The sequence below is a fragment of the Sutterella faecalis genome (assembly GCF_006337085.1).
Classification (GTDB): Bacteria; Pseudomonadota; Gammaproteobacteria; order Burkholderiales; family Burkholderiaceae_F; genus Sutterella; species Sutterella faecalis.
Genome location: NZ_CP040882.1, coordinates 2130165 through 2154643, shown reverse-complemented (window position 1 = coordinate 2154643; position 24479 = coordinate 2130165). Strand labels below are relative to the sequence as shown.

Annotated in this window: 19 protein-coding genes and 1 other RNA gene; 3 read left to right on the top strand and 17 right to left on the bottom strand. The window is 63.0% G+C overall.

All coding sequences use genetic code 11. The annotated features are described in order from the left end of the window. Positions 1-60: 60 nt before the first annotated feature. The 17 genes from lpxC to rnpB all read right to left on the bottom strand — a co-directional run bounded on the left by lpxC (position 61) and on the right by rnpB (position 19335). Positions 61-1023, bottom strand: coding sequence for a UDP-3-O-acyl-N-acetylglucosamine deacetylase (gene lpxC / locus FG381_RS09100; protein ID WP_139688508.1), 963 nt, complete (start codon positions 1021-1023; stop codon positions 61-63). A gap of 6 nt (positions 1024-1029) precedes the next feature. Beyond that, entirely contained in the window at positions 1030-2244 is a 1215-nt protein-coding gene (gene ftsZ, locus FG381_RS09095) for a cell division protein FtsZ (RefSeq protein ID WP_139688507.1), read from the bottom strand. Positions 2245-2367: 123 nt separating this feature from the next. Then, positions 2368-3606: a cell division protein FtsA gene (ftsA, locus tag FG381_RS09090; RefSeq protein ID WP_139688506.1), complete on the bottom strand. Its 1239-nt coding sequence runs from the start codon at positions 3604-3606 to the stop codon at positions 2368-2370. Beyond that, entirely contained in the window at positions 3603-4658 is a 1056-nt protein-coding gene (locus FG381_RS09085) for a cell division protein FtsQ/DivIB (RefSeq protein ID WP_226960255.1), read from the bottom strand. Before FG381_RS09085 ends, ftsA begins: the two co-directional genes overlap by 4 nt. Positions 4659-4676: 18 nt before the next feature. Beyond that, the gene (locus FG381_RS09080) at positions 4677-5618 is read right to left on the bottom strand and encodes a D-alanine--D-alanine ligase (RefSeq protein ID WP_139688505.1); all 942 of its coding nucleotides are present in this window, start codon (positions 5616-5618) and stop codon (positions 4677-4679) included. Positions 5619-5642: 24 nt separating this feature from the next. Next, the gene (gene murC / locus FG381_RS09075) at positions 5643-7040 is read right to left on the bottom strand and encodes a UDP-N-acetylmuramate--L-alanine ligase (protein ID WP_139688504.1); all 1398 of its coding nucleotides are present in this window, start codon (positions 7038-7040) and stop codon (positions 5643-5645) included. A 54-nt stretch (positions 7041-7094) separates the two neighbouring features. Continuing rightward, on the bottom strand, positions 7095-8216 hold the full coding sequence (murG, locus tag FG381_RS09070) for an undecaprenyldiphospho-muramoylpentapeptide beta-N-acetylglucosaminyltransferase (protein ID WP_139688503.1): 1122 nt from the start codon (positions 8214-8216) through the stop codon (positions 7095-7097). After that, on the bottom strand, positions 8213-9382 hold the full coding sequence (gene ftsW / locus FG381_RS09065) for a putative lipid II flippase FtsW (protein ID WP_139688502.1): 1170 nt from the start codon (positions 9380-9382) through the stop codon (positions 8213-8215). The genes murG and ftsW overlap by 4 nt, the downstream gene beginning before the upstream one ends. Then, positions 9379-10878 (bottom strand): UDP-N-acetylmuramoyl-L-alanine--D-glutamate ligase, encoded by a 1500-nt coding sequence (gene murD, locus FG381_RS09060; RefSeq protein WP_139688501.1) that lies wholly within the window; start codon positions 10876-10878, stop codon positions 9379-9381. Before murD ends, ftsW begins: the two co-directional genes overlap by 4 nt. A 27-nt stretch (positions 10879-10905) precedes the next feature. Next, positions 10906-12060 (bottom strand): phospho-N-acetylmuramoyl-pentapeptide-transferase, encoded by a 1155-nt coding sequence (gene mraY, locus FG381_RS09055; RefSeq protein WP_139688500.1) that lies wholly within the window; start codon positions 12058-12060, stop codon positions 10906-10908. 60 nt (positions 12061-12120) lie between these two features. Beyond that, positions 12121-13524: a UDP-N-acetylmuramoyl-tripeptide--D-alanyl-D-alanine ligase gene (locus tag FG381_RS09050; protein ID WP_139688499.1), complete on the bottom strand. Its 1404-nt coding sequence runs from the start codon at positions 13522-13524 to the stop codon at positions 12121-12123. Positions 13525-13544: 20 nt separating this feature from the next. Next, positions 13545-15059 (bottom strand): UDP-N-acetylmuramoyl-L-alanyl-D-glutamate--2,6-diaminopimelate ligase, encoded by a 1515-nt coding sequence (locus FG381_RS09045; RefSeq protein ID WP_139688498.1) that lies wholly within the window; start codon positions 15057-15059, stop codon positions 13545-13547. A 39-nt stretch (positions 15060-15098) separates the two neighbouring features. Continuing rightward, entirely contained in the window at positions 15099-16913 is a 1815-nt protein-coding gene (locus FG381_RS09040) for a peptidoglycan D,D-transpeptidase FtsI family protein (protein ID WP_139689184.1), read from the bottom strand. Positions 16914-16918: 5 nt separating this feature from the next. After that, positions 16919-17320: a hypothetical protein gene (locus tag FG381_RS09035; protein ID WP_226960257.1), complete on the bottom strand. Its 402-nt coding sequence runs from the start codon at positions 17318-17320 to the stop codon at positions 16919-16921. Beyond that, entirely contained in the window at positions 17317-18276 is a 960-nt protein-coding gene (gene rsmH, locus FG381_RS09030; protein WP_139688497.1) for a 16S rRNA (cytosine(1402)-N(4))-methyltransferase RsmH, read from the bottom strand. Before rsmH ends, FG381_RS09035 begins: the two co-directional genes overlap by 4 nt. An 80-nt stretch (positions 18277-18356) precedes the next feature. Next, on the bottom strand, positions 18357-18776 hold the full coding sequence (gene mraZ / locus FG381_RS09025; RefSeq protein ID WP_139688496.1) for a division/cell wall cluster transcriptional repressor MraZ: 420 nt from the start codon (positions 18774-18776) through the stop codon (positions 18357-18359). Between the two features lie 246 nt (positions 18777-19022). Next, positions 19023-19335, bottom strand: an RNA gene (gene rnpB, locus FG381_RS09020) — RNase P RNA component class A. Positions 19336-19467: 132 nt separating this feature from the next. Between rnpB and FG381_RS09015 the strand changes: the two genes are divergently transcribed. The 3 genes from FG381_RS09015 to FG381_RS09005 all read left to right on the top strand — a co-directional run bounded on the left by FG381_RS09015 (position 19468) and on the right by FG381_RS09005 (position 24366). Then, positions 19468-20622 carry an outer membrane beta-barrel protein gene (locus FG381_RS09015; RefSeq protein WP_139688495.1) on the top strand — a complete coding sequence of 385 codons (1155 nt, stop codon included), beginning with the start codon at positions 19468-19470 and terminating at the stop codon, positions 20620-20622. 131 nt (positions 20623-20753) lie between these two features. Beyond that, positions 20754-22037, top strand: coding sequence for a glutamate-1-semialdehyde 2,1-aminomutase (gene hemL, locus FG381_RS09010; RefSeq protein ID WP_139688494.1), 1284 nt, complete (start codon positions 20754-20756; stop codon positions 22035-22037). A gap of 130 nt (positions 22038-22167) precedes the next feature. Continuing rightward, positions 22168-24366, top strand: a complete 2199-nt coding sequence (locus tag FG381_RS09005) for a protein-disulfide reductase DsbD family protein (RefSeq protein WP_139688493.1) — start codon at positions 22168-22170, stop codon at positions 24364-24366. The last annotated feature ends 113 nt before the right edge of the window (positions 24367-24479 follow it).

Sequence of the window (24479 nt, the reverse complement as noted above, 5' to 3'; positions counted from 1 at the left end):
AAAAGCCCGTTCTTCTGATGGAAGCGAACGGGCTTTTCTTCTTCTGGGAATCGGGATGCCTCAGAGCGGCGTATTACCGGAACGGTCCGACTTCACGGAATCTTCCTCGGGCGACACGGCCGCAGGCTGCGGCCAGAAATCGACCGGGCAGTCCTTGGCATGCTCAAACGTCACCTCTTCCCAGGCATCGGGCGTCGCAAGAAGCTTTCTCAGGAGCTGGTTGTTGAGTCCGTGCCCCGACTTTTCGGCAATGTAGTGGGCGAGGAGCGGCGCGCCCAGGACATAAAGATCCCCCATGGCGTCGAGGATCTTATGCTTCACGAACTCCGCCTGTTCGCGGAGTCCCCCGGGATTGAGGACGCGGAACTCGTCCATCACGATGGCGTTGTCGAGCGATCCGCCCTGGGCGAGGCCGATGCGCCTCAGCATTTCCACGTCCTGCACGAAGCCGAAGGTACGGCAGTGCGCAACCGCCTGCTCGTAGTTGACGCGTGAAAAGTCAATGTCGGCATACTGATCGGTCGCATCAATCGCCGGATGTCCGAACGCAATCCGGAAGGAAAGCCGGAAGCCCTCATGGGGTTCGAGTCTCGCGAGCTTGTCGCCCTCGCGCACCTCTATCGGCTTCAGAATCCGCACGAACTTTCTCGCGGCATTCTGCTCGACGATCCCGGCGCTGTGAAGAAGGTAGACAAAGCTTGCGCCCGAGCCGTCCATGACGGGAATCTCGGGAGCATTCACCTCAACGATGCAGTTGTCGACGCCGAGTCCGCTGAAGGCGCTCATCAGATGCTCGATCGTCGCAACGGCAGCGCGCCCCACATTGACGGTCGTCGCCATGCGGGTGTCGTTCACATTGAGGGGCTCGGCGGGAATATCAACCGGCGGCTCAAGGTCCACGCGGCGAAAGACGATGCCGGTATCGGCCGGGGCGGGCCTCAGAACGAGGCGGATCTTTCTGCCGCTATGAAGCCCGATGCCGACAGCCGCAACCGATTCGCCGAGCGTGCGCTGAGAAAACATTTGGCGTCAGCTCCCGTTCGAGCGCAGATAGGTCGGAATGGCATAGCCGCCGCCAGAAGGAACGGTGACGGGTTCGGGGACCTTCCGCTCGCCCTGAGCGGCATCCGTTCCGGCAGCCGGCTTCTCCGCCGGAATGGAAGCCGCGCCGAGGGTCGGCGCCGTATAGGCGGCGCCGTCAATCTGCGGGATGGCGCCGGCGGGGAGCCCCTGACCGACGTCGGGCGCTTCCGTGCCGCTCGACGTATCGGGCGCTTCGCCCGGTTCAAACGGACGATCAAGACCCGTCGCCACCACGGTCACGCGCACCTCGTCGCCCATTTCCTCCGAAATGGCCGAACCGAAGATGACGTTGGCCTGCTTGGCGACGAAGGTATTGAGCACGCCCATCGCCTCGCGGATTTCCGCGAGCGTAAGGCTGTCGTCGCCCGTAAAGTAGACGAGCATGCCGCGGGCGCCCTGAAGGTTCGCGCCTTCGAGGAGCGGGCAGGCAATCGCCTTTTCGGCAGCAACGCGCGCGCGGTCGGGACCGGAGGCCGTCGCGAGACCGATGATGGCGCTTCCGCGCTCGCTCATGACGGTCTTCAGGTCTTCAAAGTCGACATTGATCGTGCCCGGCGTATGGATGATCTCGGCGATGCCGACGCAGGCCTTGTAGAGCACTTCGTTGGAAGTTTCAAAGCACTCCTTCATCGTCGCATTGGGCGGGCATTCCTCCTCGAGCTTCTCGTTGAGGATGACGATCATCGAGTCGACCTTCGCCTTCAGGTTCTCAATGCCCTGTTCGGCCGTGCGCATGCGGCGGGCGCCTTCAAAGCTGAAGGGCTTCGTCACGACGGCGACGGTGAGAATCCCCATTTCCTTCGCAATTTCGGCGATCACGGGCGCCGCGCCCGTGCCCGTGCCGCCGCCCATGCCGGCGGTAATGAAAAGGAGATTGGCGCCGCGGATCGCCTCGGCCACCTGCTCGCGCTTTTCCTGCGCGGCAGCGGCGCCGATTTCAGGACGGGCGCCCGCGCCGAGCCCGGTGCTGCCGAGCTGAATATTGACGTGCGCCTTCGAGCGCTGCAGGGCCTGATGATCCGTATTGGCCGCAATGAACTCAATGCTCTTGGCGCCGTGCGTAATCATGTGCTCGACGGCATTGCCGCCGCCGCCGCCCACGCCGATCACCTTGATGACGGTTTTCAGCGGATCAAATTCAGGGAGAACTTCGAAAGCCATTTCAACCTCTGATGGAAAAGTCTGCAAATTATCTACGAATTCTGCGGATGGCGGGAAGCCTCCCGCCATTCAAAAAAAACTGTGTGTCCGTTAGGGGAAAACTGTCTGAAGCGAGGATCTTTCTCAATAGTCGCCGAGGAAAAAGGTCTTGAGTCCCCCGAGAAAGCTCATGCTTCGCCGCATGCCGAACGCGCGTTCGGGTCCCGAGAGACTCTCCCTCAAGGCGCAGACCGCGAGCCCCGCCGCAACGGCGGCGTCCGAGCGCTGCAGGAGCGGGCTTTCGCCCTCAACCCGCTCTGGAATTCCGATTCGCACGTGCTTGTCGAGAATCGCCTTGGCCTCCTCTCCGATTCCCCGCAGCATGGCGCCTCCGCCTGTCAACACCACCAGCTCGATCTGGTCGAGCACGCCCGCGTCGGCGAGCATCTTGCGGTAGATGCCGAAAAACTGCCGAACGCGTGAGGAAAGCGTCTTCACGAGAAGATCCCGCGCATAAGGACGCGTCGTGCGCCCGTGCACTTCAATCTGCACGATTTCTCCGGGGAGCACCTGCGAAAGCCGGCACTCGCCCGAACGGAGCTTAAGCGCCTCGGCGTCCTCAAGGCTGATGCCTAGAACGATCGCAAGATCGCGCGTGAAGTGCTCCGCCCCCCAGGGACGCACATCCGTAAAGAGAATCCGGCCCTCGCGAAAAACGATGAGAGAGGTCGTCTCCGCTCCGATATCGATGAGGGCGGTTCCGCACGTTTTCTCTGTTTCCGAGAGCACCGCCTGCGCGGCCGCCCAGGGGTGAGGTTCGTAATTGATGAGTTCGAGCCCCACGCGCTGAATGGCGTGCTTGAGGTTGTTGGCATTCGTTCTCGAGCCGTAGAGCGCATGCACGTCGGCCTCGAGCTTCTGGCCCACAAGTCCCACGGGCTTGTCGGTCACGAGGTCGCCGCAGCGATACCCCTGAGGAATGAGCTTCAGGAGGCTCTCGCCCTTCATCTCGCGAAGCGCGGACTGCCGGGCATTCAGTTCAGCCTGCTCGACATCCTCGCGCGTGACTTCTCGCCCGCGCAGCACCGCCTGTCCCGTGCAGTTGGCGCTTTTGAGCGTATGGCCGCCGATCGCCGCCCAGACGCCCGAAATCTCAACGCCCGCCGTGAAGCCTGCTTCCCTCACGGCCTGCCGGATCGAACTCACAGCGGCCGTGACGTCCACCACGCAGCCGTTCCTGACGCCTGACGACGGCGTATTGCCGATGCCGATCACGCGCAGCATTTCCGGTTCATCCCCGGGACGGGCGACCAGACAGAGCACCTTGTCGGAGCCGACATCAAGGGCGGCGAAAAATTCCTTATTTTCCTTCTGCTGCTTCATGGCTTTTCCGAACGTTCCGTGGAGGGGTTTTCCGGTGCTTCAAGCTCCGTGCTGTCTGCGGAATCATCCGCATCCGGAGCGCTTTCCGGACTCAGCGCATCGGGTTCGCCTGAAGGGGCGGCTGCCGGGCTCTCGAGCGGCGCGGCTGCGGGCTCCTTTTTTTCCTCCGACCGGGCATTTTCCTCCAGATAGGATTCAAGAGCCTTCCTGTCCACCTTGCCCGCGGCAATGGCGCGCCGATAGCGCGCGTCGATGGAGGACGGGGGCCCGCCCAGCAGCTCTTCCATCCTGGGATAGGCTGCCGCCACCTGCCTCACGCGCTCTTCCACAGGAGACCCCGCCGTATCGCGTCCGAGCTCCACCCGGGTAGGCGGAATCCTCGGTCCCTGAATGACGAGCGACCAGCTTCCCCGGTCCGAAAGCGAAAGCGCCGTAATGCGGAAGGGCAGGTCGCCGAAGAGCGACGTAAAGCGTCGATAACGCCTCAGAAGCTCCGGCACATCCTCGGCCGCACAGGAAAAGGTCGGAAGATTTCCGGCTTCCGCGCCTTCCTCGGGATTGGCCGAAAAAAGCTTTCCCTCAATGCTGATGAGACGACCATCCTCGAGCTGCGCCACGGCCTCGTAGACCGTGATGTCGATCTCTATTCTGTCGGGCCAGATGCGCCGCACGGATGCATGCTTCACCCAGGGAACGGTTTCCGCAGCCGCCCGCACGGCGGCAATATCCGTCGTGAAATAGGACTTCCCCTCGAGCTCGGGCTCCACCACCTCCTTGAGGCGAGGGAGCGGCACTTTGGCCGTATCGCCCTTCATCTCTAGCCTGTGGATCCTGACGTAGTCGAGCCCCGTCACGGCGGGCGCCAGAAAATACGCGACCGCAAGCACGGCGGCGGCAAGAAGGGCGGCAAGAATCCAGACAACGCTTCTCGAACGCGTTTCCTGAGGATGAGCGCCGCCCTCCGGCGCGTTGGGCGCACCGGTGAGCGGTATCTGTTCGAGCGCCTCTCCCTTGTAGGAGATGCTTCTCGGCGTGTTCTTGCGATCCTCCACAGTCCCGCGCGTTCCTGATTAATCCGTTTGAGCGAGCCCAAGCACTTTCAGGCAGAGCTCGCCGTAATCAAGCCCCACGCTCCGGGCCGCCATCGGCACGAGCGAGTGCGGCGTCATTCCCGGGGAGGTATTGATCTCAAGAAGCGCAAAGCCGCCCTCGGGACGGCGCATCGCGTCGATGCGCGACCAGCCGCGGCAGCCGAGCGTCCGGAAGGCCTTTTCGCAGGCGGCGCGAAGCGCCGCCGATTCCGCTTCGGAGAGCTTCGCCGGACATTCATAGCGAACGGAGTCGGTGTAGTACTTGTTCTGGAAGTCGTAGCTTCCCTCCGGCGCAATGATTTCAATGACGGGGAGCGCCTCGCCGTCAAGCACGGCAACCGTGAATTCGCGGCCCTGGATGTATTCCTCGGCGAGCACTTCGCCCGCATCGCACGCGGCCGCATTCCTTACGGCTTCGCGCAGGCTCTCGAGCGAAAGCGCTTCGGGGAGGATCTTCGTCACGCCGATCGAGGATCCGTCGTGCCCGGGCTTCACCACGAGGCCCGTCTTTCCGAAAGCGTCGATGGCGGATAGAAGCTCCGCATCGCTCGAACGGGCGGAAAGCCGCGCGCCGGCAGGAACGGGAATGCCGGCGTCGCTCCAGATCGCCTTCGTCATTTCCTTATCGATCGCAATTGCAGAGGCGACAACGCCCGGTCCCGTATAGGGGAGGCCCAGGCAATTGAGAAGCCCCTGGATGGATCCGTCTTCGCCGAGCTTCCCGTGAAGCGCGATGAAGGCTGCGTCATAGCCGCCTTCCTCGAGCATCCCGACGCTGTCGGTTGCCGGATCCCAGACATCCACATCGAGACCCTTGGCGCGAAGCGCATCCGCAACGCCCCTGCCCGAAAGCAACGACACCTCGCGCTCAGACGAAATGCCGCCCTGAAGCACCACCACGCGATTCAACATACTGGTCATGATTTCTCCTGCTCCTTTCTCTTCTCAGGCGAGCCCCGCAATCTTCGGCGCCGCCTTGCCGATCGACCCTGCGCCCATCGTGATCACGACGTCGCCGTCCCTTGCGATGGCGCGCACGCTTTGAGGGACATCCTCAACATTGACGACGACGGGCTCGTGATACCCTTGCGCGGCAATCGCCCGGGCGAGATGGTCGCTGTCCGCGCCCTCAATCGGATCCTCGCCCGCGGGGTAGACGTTTGCGAGCACGAGTCCATCCACATCCTCAAGAACCTTCACGAACGCATCGAAGCAGTCGCGCGTGCGCGTATAGCGATGGGGCTGGAAGGCAACGATGATGCGGCGGCCCGGGAACGCGCCGCGCACGGCAGCGAGCGTCGCCGCCATTTCGTGCGGATGATGACCGTAATCGTCGATCAACGTGAAGCTCCCCGTGATTTTCCCTTCGGCATCCCGGATCGGAATGTCGCCGTACTGAGCAAAGCGCCTGCCGACGCCGCGGAATTCGAGGAGCCCCTTCACGATATCGGCGTCCTTCACGCCCGCGAGGGTTGCGATCGCGATGGCCGCGAGCGCATTTCTCACGTTGTGCACGCCCGGAAGATTGAGCGTGACCGGAAGCGGCGGATGGTCGGGCCGGAGCACCGTAAAGCGCATCTGCGTGCCCGCCGCCTCGACATCGATCGCGCGCACGTTGGCTTCCGGGGAAAGCCCGTAGCCGATCACGGGCTTGGTGACCCGCGGCCGGATTTCGCGTACGTTGGGGTCGTCCATGCAGAGAACCGCAACGCCGTAGAAGGGAAGGCGCTCGAGAAAGTCGACGAAGGCGCTCTTCAGGCGTTCGAAATCATGCCCGTAGGTATCCATGTGATCTTCGTCGATATTGGTGACCGCTGAGATCACGGGCGTGAGGTTGAGGAAAGAGGCGTCAGATTCATCGGCTTCCGCAACGAGGAATTCACCCGTTCCAAGACGCGCATTCGCGCCCGCGGAATTCAATTTTCCGCCGATCACGAAGGTGGGATCGAGACCGCCCGCTGCGAGGAGCGAGGCGGTAAGCGACGTCGTGGTGGTCTTCCCGTGCGCGCCCGCTATTGCGATGCCGCGCCTCAGGCGCATCAGCTCGGCGAGCATCACCGCACGCGGCACCACCGGGATGCCGAGCTCGCGGGCGGCGACCACTTCCGGATTGTCGGCCTTCACGGCCGAGGAAACAATAACCGCATCCGCACCGCGGATGTGCTTCTTGTCGTGCCCGAGATAGATGCGGGCGCCGAGCTCCTGCAGGCGCTCGGTGACGGCCGTCCGGGCAATGTCCGAACCGCTGATGACGTAGCCGAGATTGAGGAGCACCTCAGCGATGCCGCTCATGCCCGCGCCGCCGATGCCGACGAAGTGGAGGTGATTAACGAGAAACTTCACATTCTTTCCTTTGATGTTTTTTATCCGCGACCTTGGGGGAGCGCCTCTGCCCGGTCAATGCTTTGCGCCTTCGCGCGCGGCAAGCGTCTCCTCGATCAGGTCGGCGACATTTTTGGCGGCATCAGGAACCGCAATGCTGCGGGCGGCTTCAGCCACCGGAAGAATCTTTTCGCGGGTCATGCCGGCAATGAGTTCGGCCACGTGATCGGCCGTGAACTGCGGCTGCTCGACGAGCCAGGCGGCGCCCCTGTCGGCAAGATATCTGGCGTTGCCGAGCTGGTGGCGTGTCGTCTTCGCAATGAAGGGAACAAGGACGGCCGCTGCGCCCGCAGCGCAGAGTTCCGAGCAGCTCGTTGCCCCGGAGCGGCAGATGACCAGATCGCTCTCGCGGTAGCGCGCCCCCATATCGTCGATGAAGGGCACCACTTCGGCCTGAACGCCCAAGCGCGCATAGTGCTCGCGCACGGCTTCATCCCGGCTGCGTCCGGTCTGATGGAGCACGATCGGGCGATTTTCCGGAGGAATCTTCGCAATCGCTTCAGGCAGAACGTCGTTCAGCACCTGAGCGCCGAGGCTGCCGCCGAAAACAAAAAGGCGCAGCGGCCCGAAGCGGCCCGCGAGGCGCTCCGCAGGGGCGGGGAGCGCCGCAATTTCCGCGCGCACGGGGTTCCCGGTGGTATGCCCCTTCGCCCCGGCAAACGTACGGGCGCCGCCCGCAAACCCGCAGGCGAGCGCGCTCGTAAAGGGCATGAGCGTATTGGTGGACATGAGGAGATCGGCGTCGCAGTTCATGAGAACAATCGGGCGCTTCAGATTCTGTGCGGCGAAACCCACGGGCACGGCGACGTAGCCACCCGTTGAAAAGACAAGGTCGGGTTTGATTTTTTTAAGAAGCGCGCGGCTCTCCCAGATGGCTTTAAGCATCTTGATGCCGCCCTTGACGGCTCCGGCAAGACCCTTGCCGCGCACGCCCTGGAAGTTGAGCGCATGGAATTCGATTCCCTCGCGCTCAACGAGCCCGCCTTCCATGCCCGTCGTCGTGCCGATCCAGACGATTCTCCAGCCGCGCTCCTTCATTACGCGCGCCACGGCAAGACCGGGCATCACGTGCCCGCCCGTACCGGCGGCGGCGATAACGAGAACGCGTTCCTTATTTGTATTTTTTTCCGTCGTCACACCTGACCTCCACGCATCAGAATTTTGTTTTCACGGTCGACGCGCAGAAGGAGTCCAATGGCGATCATCGAGGAAAGAAGCGCCGAACCTCCGAAGCTCACGAAAGGAAGCGTCAGCCCCTTCGTCGGCAGCGCCCCCGAGGCCACGCCCACGTTGATGATCACCTGCACGCCGTACCAAAGCCCAACGCCCTGCGCGAGAAGCCCCGCGAAGTAGCGCTCAAGCTTGATTGCCTGGCGTCCGATTTCAAACGCCCGGCGAATGAGCCAGTAAAAAATGAAAAGGACAAGGATAACACCGGCAAAACCCGTCTCTTCGGCAATCACGGCCATGATGAAGTCCGTATGGGCCTCGGGAAGGTAATTAAGTTTTTCCACCGACCCGCCCAGTCCCACGCCGAAGAGTTCCCCGCGGCCGAAAGCGATCAGGGAGTGCGAAAGCTGATAGGACTGCCCGAGCACGTATTCCTCGCTCCAGGGATCGAGGTAGGCAAGCACGCGCGAGAGCCTCCAGGGCGTCATGTAGATCATGAAGCCGACGAAAGCGATGACGACCGCACCCACCGAAAGGAAGATGTTCATGGAGAGGCCGCCCAGAAAGAGCACCCCCATGATTTCCGCCGCAACCACTGCCGTTGCGCCGAGGTCGGGCTGCTGCATCAGAAGAAAGGCAACGACGACCATCGGGAACGCAATCGGCGCAAAGCCCCGCGAGAAGGAGTGCATGAATTCCTGACGCTTCACCGTAAAGGCGGCGGCAAAAATGAGCGCCCCCACCTTCACGAGCTCCGACGCCTGAATCGAGAGGCCTGCGATCTGAATCCAGCGCCGCGCGCCGTTGACGCTTTTGCCCACAACAGGCAGAAAAACGGCGCAAAGGAGGAGGACGCATAAAACGCCGATGATGCCCGACCAGCGGAACCAGAAGGAGAGCGGCACCCGGTAGACCACCAGCGCAGCTGCCGCGGCGAGACCGATGCTCGCCAGGTGGCGCTTGAGCTCCCCGGTATTGGCGGCAGCGAGCGCATCCCCGCCCCCTGAGGACGAGGTGGCCGAAAAGACCATCACCGTCCCGAAGGCCAGAAGCGCCGCAACGCAAAAGAGCGTCTCCCAGTCAAGGCCGGGAGCGGAGAGGCGAAAGTCGTCGAACTCCTCAAAGCGCGTCACGCTTCACACTCCTCGCGCTCGGCAATCCGCGCCGCCGCATTCTTAAAGTGTTCGCTTCTTTCCGCATAGTCGCGGAACATGTCCCAGGAGGCGCAGGCGGGCGAAAGCAGAATGATGTCGCCCTCGCTGCTCTCCTTCCAGAGCCAGTCGACGGCATCTTCAAGCGTCGGGAATTTTTCCGACGGAACGCCTGCGGCTTCGGTCGCCCGACCGATTTCATCGGCGTCCTTGCCGATCAGGGCTGCGCGCACGGCGCGGCCCTTGAGAACATCGGCCAAAGGCGCAAAGTCCTGCCCCTTGCCGTCGCCCCCGAGGAGAATGAGGATGCGTCTTCCCTGCGCCGCGAGCCCCGTGACGGCGGCCGCCACGGCGCCGACATTGGTGCCTTTCGAGTCGTCGATGAAGTCGCGTCCCTTTACCGTACGCACGAGCTCCACGCGGTGGGGCTCTCCCTTATAGGTTCTCAGCGTTCCAATCGCCGCCTGCTGACTCACGCCGACCGCGCCCGTGAGCGCGAGCGCCGCAAGCGCATTCATGGCGTTGTGGCGCCCGCGGATCAGGAGTTCCGATTCCGGAAGATAGAGGATCTCCACCTCCATTTCGTCCATCGAGGAGAGCCAGAGTCCCTGAGAAGCGTGCGCCGCCATCTCAAGCCCGAATTCCCCGGGCTGAGCGGGTTTGGATGCGCCGAACGTTCTCAAAAGCGACGGATTCCGGAGTCCCTTTTTCGTCCACTCGAGCGCGAGCTGATCCTCGCGGTTCCCGACCCGGACGGTATCGGGCGCGAAGATTCTTGCCTTCGCAGCCGCATAGGCTTCCATGGATCCATGCCAGTTGATGTGGTCTTCCGTGATGTTGAGAAGCGCCGCGGCGTCGCACCGGAGGGTATGCGTCGTATCGAGCTGAAAGCTCGAAAGCTCAAGCACCCAGAGATCGGGGAGCGAACCGGCATCCTCTGCCTTCAGAAGCTCCGTCACGGCATTGGGACCGATGTTCCCGGCTGCGATCGTTTTAAGACCTGCCGCTTCGCCGATTTTTGCCGTGAGGCTCGTCGTGGTCGTCTTGCCGTTCGTGCCGGTAATCCCGATCACCTTCGGCGAGTAGCCTGAGGCCGCCCGGAGGTGCGCGAGTTCCCCGGCAAAGAGTTCGATTTCGCCTGCCACCGGAACGCCTGCGCTTCTGGCGGCAGCGCAGAGCGCCGCCGCGGGACCGAACCACGGCGAAATGCCGGGCGACATGACGACGAGGTCGATGCCTTGAGGGAGAGACTGCGGAATGCCCCCGAGCGCGACCGCGAGCTCCGGATGCGCGGAGAGAAACCCTTCGAGCCCCGGCACCTTGTCTCGCGAGTCGCAGGCCGAAACCTGCCAGCCGCGCCTCAGAAGATAGTCGGCCGAAGCGCGCCCGGAGGCGCCGAGCCCCGCGACAAGCGCGCGGCGGCCGTTCCCGTTTGCGGCGTCAAGCCTCAGATAGGCCTCGTCGGAACAATCGAACATGATGCGTCTCTTTGGAAAAAAATCGAATCAGCGGATTTTGAGCGTGGAAAGTCCGATCAGGACAAGAATGAAGGTAATGATCCAGAAGCGGGTCACCACCTGCGTTTCCTTCCAGCCCTTCAATTCAAAGTGGTGATGAATGGGAGCCATCAGGAAGACGCGCTTGCCGTGCGAAAGCCGGAAGTAGGTGGTCTGAATCATGACGGAAAGCGTTTCCGCCACAAAGACGCCGCCCATCACTGCAAGCACCAGCTCCTGACGGGCAATCACCGCCATCGTTCCGAGGCAGCCGCCCAGCGCCAGCGCGCCGACGTCGCCCATGAAGACCTGCGCCGGATGCGCATTGAACCAGAGGAAGGCGAGCCCGGCGCCTGCGAGCGCCCCCGCAATGACGACGAGTTCTCCGGCGCCCGGGATGTAGGGGAAGATGAGATAGGACGAAAAGTCGGGACGCCCCACCACATAGGCGAAGACGCCCAAGGCCATGCCGACCAGCACGGTCGGAAGAATGGCAAGCCCGTCAAGACCGTCCGTAAGATTGACTGCATTGCTCGAGCCCACGATCACGACGTACGTGAAGACCATGAAGCCGATCAGCCCGAAGGGAAGCGCAATGTCCTTGAAGCACGGGATCAGAAGGTGAATATTGGGCGTGAGGTCAAGCGGGAAGCGGGCGTCGTACCACTTCGAGAGCGCCTCGGCGAAGGTGCCGCCCGGCTCGACCGAAAGCGCAAGCGCGAGGTAGAAGGCCGCGATCAGCCCGATCACGGACTGCCAGCCGAATTTCTCCTTCGCGCTCATTCCCCGGGGGTTGTGATGCACGACCTTGCGGTAGTCGTCGATCCAGCCGATCGCGCCGTAGCCGAGGGTGACGAAGAGCACGACCCAGATGAAGCGGTTCGAAAGGTCCGCCCAGAGAAGCGTCGACACCGTGATGCCGAAGAGAATGAGGGCGCCGCCCATGGTGGGCGTCCCGTCCTTCACGAGATGCGACTGCGGCCCGTTCGTGCGCACGGCCTGTCCGAAATGGAGCTTCTTCAGTTCCCGGATCATCCAGGGACCGAATGCGAAGCCGATCACAAGCGCCGTAAAGCAGGCAAGGAGCGCGCGCAGCGTCAGATAGTTGAAGATGCCGAAGCCCGACCAGCTCGATGAGAGCGAGCGGAAAAGTTCAAGAAGCATGATTCCAATGCGATAGGTTAATTTAGTGTCTGTAAATTCTTTTCCCGCGTGGGAGCGAAGTCACTTGCCCTTCAGGACGTCCACGATCTTCGCGAACCCCGCGCTGTTGCTCGCCTTGACGACGATGGTGCCGCCCGCTGCCGGGAGTTCCGCGAGCGCTGCAATCAGCTCGTCGCGGTCGCGGAAAGCCCGGCACCGGGTGCCGTCGACCCCGAAGGCAAGCGCGCCCGCGCGCGCCTTGTCGCCCGCCGTCCAGAAATAATCAATGCCGAGGCGCTTCGCTTCGCTCCCGACTTCGGCATGCCACTTTTCGCTCGAGGGCCCGAGCTCCGCCATGTCGCCGAAGATGAAGATCCGGGGCGATTTTTCGCGGGAGAGCATTCTGAGAGAAGCAATCGCGCTGTCGGGGTTGCAGTTGTAGGCGTCGTCGACAAGCGTCGCCCCGCCGAAGCGGTCCGCAGTCCGCATGCGGGCGCCGCGCCCGGGAAGCGCCTCAAAGCTTTCAAGCGCCTTGCGAATGATTTCCGGATCAATGTCCTGAATGAGCGCCGCGGCCGCTGCTGCGGCGGCATTCCTCGCATTGTGGAGGCCCGCAATCCTGAGCGCGATCCGGAAGTCTGCCTTCTCTCCTCTCAGCGCGAGCACGCCATCGGCGTCCAGCGTGCACATGAGGTCGGCGGGGATATGGGAATCAAAGGAAAACGTGAAGGTCTTCACCCCGCGGGCGAGCGCGAGCGAGGCCCAGACATCCGAGCAAGGGTCGTCCGCCGGAAAAACGGCATGGCCGGTCTCGGGAAGCGCTGCGATGAGGAGCCCGTTTTCACTTGCCGTTTCAGCGACGGTTTCAAGGAACGCCTGATGTTCGCGCTGCGCATTGGTGAGAACCGCCACCGTCGGTCGGATCATGTCGGCGAGCACGGCCATTTCGCCCCGGTGATTCATGCCGGCCTCCACCACTGCAGCGCGGTGGCGGAACCTCAACCCCATGAGCGTATGGGAGACGCCGATGTCGTTATTGAAGTTTCCTTCGGTCGCAAGCATCTCGTCCGCACCCCAGCGTGCGCGCAGAACAGCCGCCACCATCTGAGTGGTGGTGGTTTTGCCGTTGCTGCCGCCCACTGCGGTGAGATTGCAGGAGAAGCGGGCGCGCCAGGCGCGCGCAATCCTCGCGAGCGCGCGCCGCGCGTTCCTCACAATGATCTGTGCGGCATCCGCGCCATGAATTTCGTGCTCGACCACCAGACAGACGGCGCCCGCTTCGGAAGCCTTCCTTGCATAGTCGTGGCCGTCAAAGCGCTCGCCGGGAATGGCGACGAAGACGTCGCCTTCGCCCGCTTCGCGGGAATCGGTTGTGATCCGCTTCCAGCACCATTCAAGATGATGATGGTGAAGCCTTAAGCCCACGGTTTCCCCTGCGAGCGCGTCTTTGAGCCAACCGAGCGTTTCCGGATGATCCATTTCCATTTCTTCTCTCCGCCGGAGGCTTAAAGCTCGCGCGTGCGGCGCTCATTGAGCGCTTCGCGCACCACTTCCGCATCCAGGAAATGGTGCGGTCCGTCCTTCAGAATCTGTTCGCTTTCGTGGCCTTTCCCTGCAACGAGGACAAGATCTTCGGGCGCGGCCTCGAGAATCGCTTCATGAATGGCTTCGCGCCGATCCGTCACGATGCGGACGTTTTCGGCGCAAGCTGCGCCGGCAGCCACCTCGCGAACAATGCTTTCCGGATCCTCGCTTCGCGGATTGTCGCTCGTCACGATGACGTGGTCGGAAAGCTTCGCGGCAATGGCGCCCATGATGGGGCGCTTTCCCGGATCGCGGTCGCCGCCGCAGCCGAATACCGTCCAGAGCTTTCCGCCCCGGGCATGCACGCCGGGCGCGAGACTCTCGAGCGCTTTCTGAAGTGCATCGGGCGTGTGGCAGAAGTCGACGACGCCGAGCGGCATTCCTTCCGAATAAACGGGCTGCATGCGCCCGGGAGGAGGCTCGAGCGCTGCGACGCCCCGAACGACATCATCCAGGGAAAAGCCGAGCGCCAGCATGGCGGCAATGACTTCGAGGGCATTTTCGACATTAAAGAGCCCCACTGCAGGGAGCTGCACCTCGCGGGTTTCGCCCTCAAACCGGAGCGTGAAGGCCATCCCGCGGCCGGTGGAGCGGCAATCGAAGGCGTCGAGCGCATGCGCGGCCCCGGAGGCTTCGCGAAGCGCTTCACCCTTTCCCTCGCGTCCCGTCGTCCAGACGGGAATGCCGTGCGCCTTTGCCGTTGCCGCGAAGCGCGCGCTCAAGGGGTCTTCGGCATTCAGCACCGCTGCACCGAGGCCGGGCCAGCGGAAAAGGATTTCCTTCGCATCCGCATAAGCTTCCATCGTGTGGTGATAGTCCAGATGGTCGCGGGAGAGATTCGTAAAGATGCCGACGCGGAAGTGCGAGCCTGCGAGCCGCCCCTGTTCGAGGCCGACCGAGCTCGCCTCAACGGCGAAGGCCTTTGCGCCCTCGTGAGCGAGCCTTGCATAAAGGCTCTCGAGCGTCACGGCATCGGGCGTCGTCAGGTGCGGCGCCGGTATTTTTTTACCATTGAAGAAGACGCCCACCGTTCCGATCACGGCGGCCGGGGCGCCCAGCTTCGTGAGGAGCTGACCGAGCCAGAACGTGCTCGTCGTCTTCCCGTTCGTGCCGGTAACGGCAACGCCGGTCATTCCGGCGGAGGCGTCGCCGTAAAAGAGCGCGGCAATTTCTCCGAGGCGCGAGGCAAGGTGCGAGACCGCAAGCGAAGCCACCGGATAGTGCTCGCCCTGGGGCGTCCCGTCGGCCTCATAGATCACGCCGGCGGCGCCGCGGGCAGCCGCCACGCGGATGAAGGCGCGGCCGTCCGACTTCGTGCCGGGAATGGCGCAGAAGATGTCGCCCGGGCGCACTTCGCGGCTGTCGAGCTTCATTTCCGCCCCTTCGTGCACGAGCTTATGCATCCAGTCGACGACTTCCCTGTTGGTTTTGGTCATATTTGCCGGAGCTCCTTCTTCAATTCATTCAGTGTTTGGTTAGTTCCGTATGCGGGTGAGGAATCCTCCGCCCCCGGGGAGGGGCTCCTCGTCGGGCGACACCATCTGCGTGCGAAGCGCCCCCTCGGCGACTTCACGGAATACGGGCCCCGCCACGGTGCCGCCGTAGCGGCTTCCCTTGGTGGGTTCGTCGATCATCACGGCGACAATGAATCGCGGATTCACTGCGGGCACAATGCCCACAAAGCTCGCCACGGTATCTTTCGTGTATTTGCCGTTCTTGACCTTATTGGCGGTTCCGGTCTTCCCGGCCACCGAGTAGCCGGCAACGCGAATCTGCGACCCCGTGCCGCCGCGGCTCATGGTCTTCATCATCATGGCGCGGATCAGACGCACGGTTTCCGGCCGGAAAACGCGCTCGCCCGTCACGGTTTCGCCGGGGCGGCGCTTATAAAGCGTGAGGTCGATCACGTCGCCGTTTCGCGCAATCGCCGTATAGGCGCGCACGAGCTGCATGAGGGACACCGAAACGCCATGTCCGTAGGAGATCGTTGCCTGCTCAATCGGGCGCCAGGACTTGGCCGGCCGGAGACGCCCGGCCGTCGCTCCGGGGAAGCCGATCTTCGGAGGCTGACCGAAGCCGAGCGCGGTATACATATCCCAGAGCGTCTGCGGCGCCATTTCGAGCGCGATCTTGGCCGTGCCGATGTTGGAGGACTTAGCGACGATTTCCGCCACCGTCAGAAGTCCGTAATCGTGCGTGTCGCCGATCGTCCTGTCGTTGATGGTGAGTTTGCCCGGCGCAGTCTGAATGGTCGTCGTCGGATCGATGAGCCCGAGATCAATCGCCTTCGCGATCGCAAAAGGCTTCATGGTCGAGCCCGGTTCGAACTGGTCGGTCAAAACGCGGTTGCGCATCTGCTCGAAGAGCATGGTCGAGCGGTCATTGGGGTCGTAGGTCGGCACATTCGCGAGCGCGATCACCTCGCCCGTATCCACGTCCGCAACCACCACGGCGCCCGCAAGCGCTCCGGTCTTCTCGACCTGCGCGCGCAGCGCCTGATAGGCAAGGAACTGCACGCGCGAATCGATCGAAAGCGTAATGTCGCGGCCGGGCACGGCCTCCTTCTGCCAGATGTCGTCGATGATGCGGCCCCGCGCATCCCGAATCACGCGCCGCGCTCCGGGGCTCCCGGCGAGCATGCGGTCGCTGGCGAGCTCGATGCCTTCCTGGCCGCGGTCGTCGCGGCCGGTAAAGCCCACCACATGCGCCGTCACCGGGCCGTCCGGATATTCGCGCAGCACTTCGGGCTTGATGCCGACCCCGGGAATGCCGAGTTTTCTCACGGCTTCAGCGGTGCGCACGTCGCAATTGCGCTCAATCGTCACAAAGCGCGTGTTTTCGGCCTTGAGCTTTCCGCCCACATAAGCGGGATCGAGCCCGAGCACCTCCGCGAGCCGGCGGATGTCCTCCCGGGAGACGCCCTGCGAAAGCTGCGGATCCGCCCAGATGCTGCGCACGGGCTGCGACGCCGCAAGAACGACGCCGTTGCGGTCAAGAATCTCTCCGCGCTCGCCCGCAATCGTGAGCGTGCGCGCATAGCGCTTTTCGCCTTCGTCCTGAAGAAAGTCGTTCGAAACCACCTGCAGCCAGAAAGCGCGCCCGGCAAGACCAAAGAAGGCGACCGTGATGCCGAGAAAGAGCACGTACGTGCGCCAGCGGGGAATCGGAATGACGATCAGCGGACTCTCCGCGCTCTGAGGCTGAGCCTCGCGCGCAGCCCGGTCGCGCTGAATGACCGTCTTCAGAAAATTCCAGACGGACTGAGCGGCTGCCGAAATGAGATCCTTCACGCGGTTCACGGCTTTGCTCCCGCCACGGATGAATCGCCCGCCATTCCCTTTGCCTCCGTGCGCTCGGAAGTCTTCACGGCATCGAGCTCGCGGCGAAGATCCGGGAGGAAGTCGATCCTCCCGTCAGGGGATTCCACAAGCGTCACGGTATCCACGCCCGTGGCGCCGGCGAGGTCGAGCATGGCCGCGCCCGCACCGATATTGCCTGCAAGCGACGCACGGCGGACCTGCATCTCAAGATTTGCCTGGTCATCCAGGAGCCTGCGATGCACATCCGCCTCATGCTCGTGCGCAACGAAAAGCTGCCTCGCCTGCCAGTGAAGCTCGACGAGACCGAGCGCGCTCAGAAAGAGCGCGGCGCCGAGCACTGCCGCCCAGATGATTTCAGCGCGCGCAACGCTTTTCATCGCGTCTCCTCCGGCTCCCAGGAACGGGCCGTACGGGTGCCGCAGCGAAGCACCGAAGAGCGCGCACGCGGGTTCTCTTCTGCCTCGCGCTTCGAGGGGAGAATTCTCTCCACCTCGCGGAACCAGGGTTCATCGTTGAAGCCCGCAGGAACGGGAAGCCGCGGATCAATCGCATGCTCGGGATGCCGGGCGCGGTCAAAAAAGCGCTTCACGATCCGGTCTTCGAGCGAATGGAAGCTGATGACGGCGAGCCGCCCTTCAGGGCGCAGAAGACTGGCGGCGGCGTCGAGCGCCTCCCGGAGCTCATCGAGCTCGTGATTGATTTGAATGCGTATTGCCTGAAAGGTTCGCGTGGCCGGATGCTGCGCGCTGTCACGGCGGTTTTTGGGCACCGCACCTTCCACAAGGCGCGCGAGCGCTCCCGTTGTAGCGAGGGGCGCAATTTTTCTCTGCGCGACGATCGCGCCCGCAATGCGGCGCGCGAAGCGCTCTTCGCCGTAGTCGGCAATCACCCGTGCAATCTCATCCATCCCGGCGCGCATGAGCCACTCCGCAGCGGTTTCTCCCGAAGAGGTGTCCATTCTCATGTCAAGCGGTCCGTCAAAGCGGAAGGAAAAGCCGCGCTCCGGATCGTCAATCTGGGGCGACGAAACGCCGATGTCGAGGAATACCCCGTCGACCGCATCAATGCCGATGGCGGAAAGCGACGCCTTCATGGAAGAAAAGGGGGCATGAATGATCTGAAAGCGCGGGTCGCGGATTTCCGCCGCGGCCTTCACCGCCTGCGGATCACGGTCGAAAGCGATTAGGCGCCCTTTTTCAGAGAGCCGCTTCAATATCAGCCGGCTGTGTCCGCCCCGTCCGAAGGTGCCGTCCACATAAAGTCCGTCGGGGGAGCGCACGAGCGCTTCCGGGGCTTCCTGACTGAGAACGGGGAGATGGAGAAAGGCGGACATGGAGTCGATTCCGGACGGAAGGAAATAAGTAATGCGGAAGCAAAAGCTTCCTGAGAGTCAAGGGGTGCCCCCGAAGCGCTTTAGAAATTGAATCCGGCCGCATCAATGCCGTCGGCAAGCGACGCTTCCTCATTCGCCCTGAGCGCAGCCCGATCCCAGAGCTCGAGATGTTCGCCGAGGCCCACGAGCGCGCATTCGCGCTCCAGACCGACGAGCTCCCTCAGATCTATCGGAATGAGAATGCGGCCGGCGGCATCGGGCTTAAGCTCAAGCGCGCTCCCGAGCACAAGGCGCACGAACCCTCTCGCGCTCCAGGGGAGCGAAAGAAGCTTCTCGCGCCGCGGCGCCCAGGCTTCAGCCGGATAAAGCAGAAGGCATCCGTCGGGATGACGGGCAACGACGATTTCGCCGCCCTTCGCTTCAAGCTCAGCCCGAACGCGCTTAGGAAGCGCGAGTCTTCCCTTGCTGTCGAGCGTAACGAGCGAAGTTCCCTGAAACACCTGTGATTTCCGATAAAAGCCTGTTGACGGGAAGGCCTTCCGCTAAGAGACACCTCCACTTAATCCCACATTTTCCCACACCCTGCGGAGAACGGAGCGAGATTTCGCCGTTGATATGTATAGAAGTTTGATCGGAGAAAAGCGCCGGGCAAAAAAGGCGCGGGGAACAAAAAAGCCGCCCCGGGAGAAGCGTCATCCCTCGAGCGGCCTTTGACAGTCATCGGAAAAGAATATGAGCAGCAGCTCCCGGGAAGCTCCCGTGTAAGCCGGATTCTGTCGGCAAAGGCCCGAAAGCCCTGCCGGCGGCCATTCGTCTAGGACGACGCTCGCGCGCCGCCTCAAGCCATCTACCCGCAGCCGGACCGGGCCGGTCCATCGGCTGCCTATTTGATGTTGCTCCCCGTAGAGATTGCCCGTTTCACCCGGCCCGAAGCCGGCTCGTCTCTGTTGCTCTGATCCGCGCCTTGCGGCGGAGAGGTGTTACCTCCTACGGCGCCCTCTGGAGTCCGGACTTTCCTCCCGCGGCATGAATGCCGCCGACGACCGCCCGGGGAACTCCCGTTTTTTGGGGAGCTGCTGCAGGAGCGCTACTTTAACGATCTCGTGCCGCCAAGGCAAGTGCGCAGGCAAATGCCTTGTGCCAAAATGAGGACCTTTTTGCTTTTCCTGTTTTCACTCTTTTTTTTCGGCCATGCTGAGACGCTCTTCACTGCGCATCGCGCTCGCTTCGCTCGCTTTTGCCGCTGCACTCCCCGCGCATGCGGGCTTCTGGTCCTCTCTTATCGACACGACTCCCGCGGGCCTTGCAAGGAGCTCCGACGACCGCCCGGGCGACTGGGCATCCTTCTGGAGCGACACCCGGGCGGGCGCAGAAAAAATCATGAGCGACGGGAATTCCGTCTGGATTCTCCCCACCTACACGAACCACCCGAGATGGGACTGGCCTCAGCGTTCCGAAGAAAACGGCTGGCCGATGGGCATGGGGCTCGCGCGCGGCATCATCGACGAAAAGGGCAACGAACGCATGCTCTACCTCATCACCTTCGTCGATTCCAATTACCGTCCGGAACCCATGGCGGGCTATACGTGGGTTGCCCGCTGGCCGCTCGGCAATTCCGGATTCCACGTGGGCGCGGGGTACCTCGCCGGCCTCACGATGAGGGGAGACTACATGTGGGCGCCCGTGCCGCTCCCGCTTCCGCTTGCCAAGGTGGGAACCGACACGGTCTCGTTCTACGGCACCTGGATCCCCGTCACGAACGTCTTCTTTTTCTTCTCCACCATCACGCTCGACGACGCGAAGGGCCGCAAAATGCCGCTTTCGCCCGAAAGCCCGTGGGTGAAGACGCCGAATCTCCTCTACGGCAGCTGGGGGTGGCAGTACACCGACAACGGCGAGAAGTATTCGCCGAGCCGCGTGGCGAGCGACACGGTCTGGAATGCCGGCCTGAGACGCTATTCGGGCCGCAGCTGGCAGACGGACCTCAAGTATTCGCGCTCCTCGCATGAAGTCACCCGTGCCGACGGCCCGGGGAAAAACGACCTCCGGATTGAGTCCTACACCCTGACCCTTGCCTACAACATGGATTGGACGAAGACCTTCCGGCTCTTCGCGGGCGCGGGCTTCGGCTATTCGAAGGGCGAAACCCGCTACGCTTCGGACTGGAGCCTCCACCCGGCGCTCACGCTCGGCTTCACCTGGGCCGCGGCGGAAAACTTCTTCATCACGGGTTCGATGGATACGAATTTCGCGCGCTTCAAAGGCGTGCTGGAGGACCGGGGCGACGGCTACACCGTACGCTCGATGCCGACGAGCTTCACCATCGGCGCGGGTCTCGCGTTCTGAAACGCTTCCCCCCGCTCTCCGTTAATAACAAAGAAAGAGTCCGCTCGTAGAATGCGGACCAAAAGAACACCTGCTTTGCCGGCGGCGCTTGTCTTTCGCCGCCGGAATCCTTTTTTCCGGAGTTAATTTCCATGGACCGCAATCAGGCGCTCCTCGAGCGCGCACAGAAAGTCATCCCCGGCGGCGTCAACTCGCCCGTCCGCGCCTTCCGTTCAGTGGGCGGCGCCCCGCGCTTCATCGAGCGCGCCAAGGGCCCCTACATGTGGGACGTTGAAGAAAAGCGCTTTACCGACTATGTGTGCTCCTGGGGCCCGATGATTCTCGGCCACAACGATCCGGATGTCGTTGAAGCCGTCCATGCCGCGGTCGACCGCGGTCTTTCCTTCGGCGCCGCCACGCGCGCCGAGGTTGAAATCGCCGAAGAGATCACGCGCCTCATTCCCTCAATGGAAGAAGTGCGCCTCGTGAGCTCCGGCACGGAAGCGGGCATGTCCGCCATTCGTCTTGCACGCGGCTTCACGGGCCGCAACCGCATCATCAAGTTCGAGGGCTGCTACCACGGCCACTCCGATGCGCTTCTCGTGAAGGCGGGCTCCGGGCTCCTCACCTTCGGCAATCCCTCGTCCGCGGGCGTTCCGGCCTCCGTCACCGAACACACGCTTGTGCTCGAATACAACAATCCCGAGCAGCTCGAGGACGCCTTCCGCAAGTACGGCGACGAAATCGCCTGCGTGATCGTGGAAGCCTTTGCCGGCAACATGAATCTCGTGCGCGGCAGCCAGGAATTCATCGACACGATGCGCCGCCTCTGCACCGAACACGGGGCGCTCCTCATCGTCGACGAAGTGATGACGGGCTTCCGCGTTGCCCTGAAGGGCGCGCAGTCGCTCTTCAACGTCACCCCCGACATCACCATGCTCGGCAAGGTGATCGGCGGCGGCATGCCGGTCGCCGCCTTCGGCGGACGCGCCGACATCATGCAGAAGATCGCCCCCTGCGGCCCGGTCTATCAGGCGGGCACGCTCTCGGGCAACCCCGTCGCCGTTGCCTGCGGCATGGCGACCCTGAAGAAGATTCAGGCTCCGGGCTTCTACGATCGCCTCGGCGCCCAGACCTCGCGCCTCGTGAAGGGCCTCGCCGCCGCGGCGAAGGATGCGGGCGTTCCGTTCTCGGCGGACTCCGTGGGCGGCATGTTCGGCATCTACTTCCTCCCCGAGCGTCCGCATGGATTTGCCGACGTGATGAAGGCCGATCAGCACGCCTTCAACACGTTCTTCCACGGCATGCTCGATCGCGGCTGCTACTTTGCGCCGTCGACCTTCGAAGCGGGCTTTGTGTCGATCGCGCACACCGACGAAGTGATCGATTCGACCATCGCCGCTGCCCGGGAGGTCTTCGCCTCCATGGCGAAGTAATCTTTAAGGGTTCCCGCGGCCGGGCTTTAACCCGGCCTCCAAACCCTTTCATCCGGCGCGTTCCTCCGCCCGCATTCGGGAGCTTTGAGAGAACGCGCCGTTCCCGTATTTAATTCCCCGACGAAACGCCATGCTTCATCCTGCCACCATCCTCAAGCGGGCCATCAAGACAATCGCCGCAGGTCTCGTCTGCGCCGCGGGTTTGAGCGCCCACGCCGCCGCTTCCGACGGCTGGATCAATGCCATTGATGCCGCCAAAGGGAGCGGGAAGCAGACGCCTCACGTCATGGTGGACCTTGTCTCCGCCAAAACGGCGCTGACGCCCCAGGCCGTCAATCAGCTGGCGGTCCGCTTCACGCATGAGGAAGGCTGGCACACCTACTGGCGGATGCCGGGGGATGCCGGGCTGCCGCCCGAATTCACCTTTACGCTGCCCGGGGATCTCAAGGCAACGGATCCGCTCTTTCCGCTCCCTGCGCGCACCATTACCTCGGGCCTCACGAGCTTCGGCTACGGCGGAACGACCCTCTTTCCCTTCCGCGTTGAGGTGCCCCGCGGCGCTTACGGGAACGCCACCCTAAAGCTTCACGTCGAATATCTCGCCTGCCGCGAAATGTGCGTTCCGGAGTCGGCGGACGTTTCGCTCCGCCTCCCCATTGACGTCTCGGGAAAAGACACGCCTGAAGCGGCAGACATTGCGGGAGCCCTCTCAAAGGTGCCCGAGACCGTCGCCAACGACGGCAGCGTCACGGCCTCCATTGAAGCGAACCGCCTCATGATTTCGGTAGCGGGGAACGCTGCCGTTCAGAAGAGCCTCGACTTCTTCCCGCTCGACAAGAACGTGGTGAAGCTCTCCGACCCGCCCGAATCCGCCCCCGGCGAAAACGGCACGCAGCGCCTCTGGCTCACGGCAACGGATAAATTTGCCGGCAAGCCCGCCGAAGCCATCTCGGGCGTTCTCGTCGCGGACGGCGGCCCTCAGAATGGCGGCTGGGCAGTTGAAACGCGCATTCCCCTCAAGGCGGAAGCCGTGCCGCTCCCGCCCGCAGACGTGCGCACGATTTCTGCCGCGGGCAATGCGGGAGAAGCGAATCAGAACGCCGGTTCATCGCTTTCCTTTACGGCCTGGTCGGCGCTTCTTTCTGCGTTCCTCGGCGGCCTCATCCTCAACCTGATGCCCTGCGTCTTCCCGGTGCTTTCGCTGAAGCTCCTCGACCTCGTGAAGGGAGCAAAGTCGTCCGCGAACCTGATGGGGCACGGCGCAGCCTTCACGGGCGGCGTACTCGCGACGATGCTCGCGCTCTCAGGCCTTCTTCTGGCGCTGAGAGGCGCGGGACACGCCCTCGGCTGGGGCTTTCAGCTTCAGTCCGCCTGGGTGGTGGCCGGACTCATTCTGCTCTTCACCGCGATTACCTTTAATCTCCTCGGCTTCTATGAATTCACTTTCGGAAGCCGGATTGCCGACGCCGAAAGCGTGAGGAAAGCGCCTAAAACGGGTCTTACGGCGTCCTTCCTTACGGGCGTCCTTGCCGTTCTCGTCGCGAGCCCCTGCACCGCGCCCTTCATGGGCGCCGCGCTCGGCTACGCCCTGACGCAGCCCGCCATTGAGGCGCTTCTCATCTTCCTCGCGCTCGGCTTCGGCATGGCCGCGCCCTGGCTCATCCTCTGCCTCTTCCCCGCGTGGGCCAAACGGCTCCCGAAGCCCGGTCCCTGGATGGACACCTTCCGCCGGATCATGGCGATTCCGATGGCGCTCGCCGTCCTCTGGCTCTGCTGGGTGCTTTCGCACCAGACGGACTACCGCGGCGTGCTGCTGATTCTCTGCGGCATGGGCGCGCTCGGCGTCTTCTGCTGGCTTCTCGGCCGTCGTCAGTGGGGCCGCGCTTCCTCAACGCCCATCATGGGCATCATGCTCGTCATTGCGGTGGCCTCTGCCGCCATCGCCGGCAGCTCCCTCTTCGAGCGGACGACGGCAGAATCCCGCGCAGACTCCGGCTGGGCTCCGTGGAGCGAAAAAGCGGTTGAAGCCGCGCTTGCCGAAGGCCGCCCCGTCTTTGTGGACTTCACCGCCGCCTGGTGCATCACCTGCCAGGCCAACAAGCTCGCAGCGCTCGACCGCGAGGAAGTGCTCGATCGCATGAATGCGCTCGGCTACGTGAAGCTCGAGGGCGACTGGACGAACCGCAACGCTGAAATTGCTGCGGTGCTCTCAAAATTCGGCAGAAGCGGCGTTCCGCTTTATCTCATCTACCGCCCGAACGGCGAGGTGAAGGTGCTCCCCGAGCTTCTCACGCCCGGCATCGTGCTCGAGGCCCTTGAGGGGAAATAGTTTCAGAAAACTCATCCCTGAGGAATCATGCGGCGCATGATTCCTCCTTCGGCAACGCCATTGCAGCGGTAAGAGTTTTCTTCCGGCCGCGATGGCGTTTTTCATGACTTCCT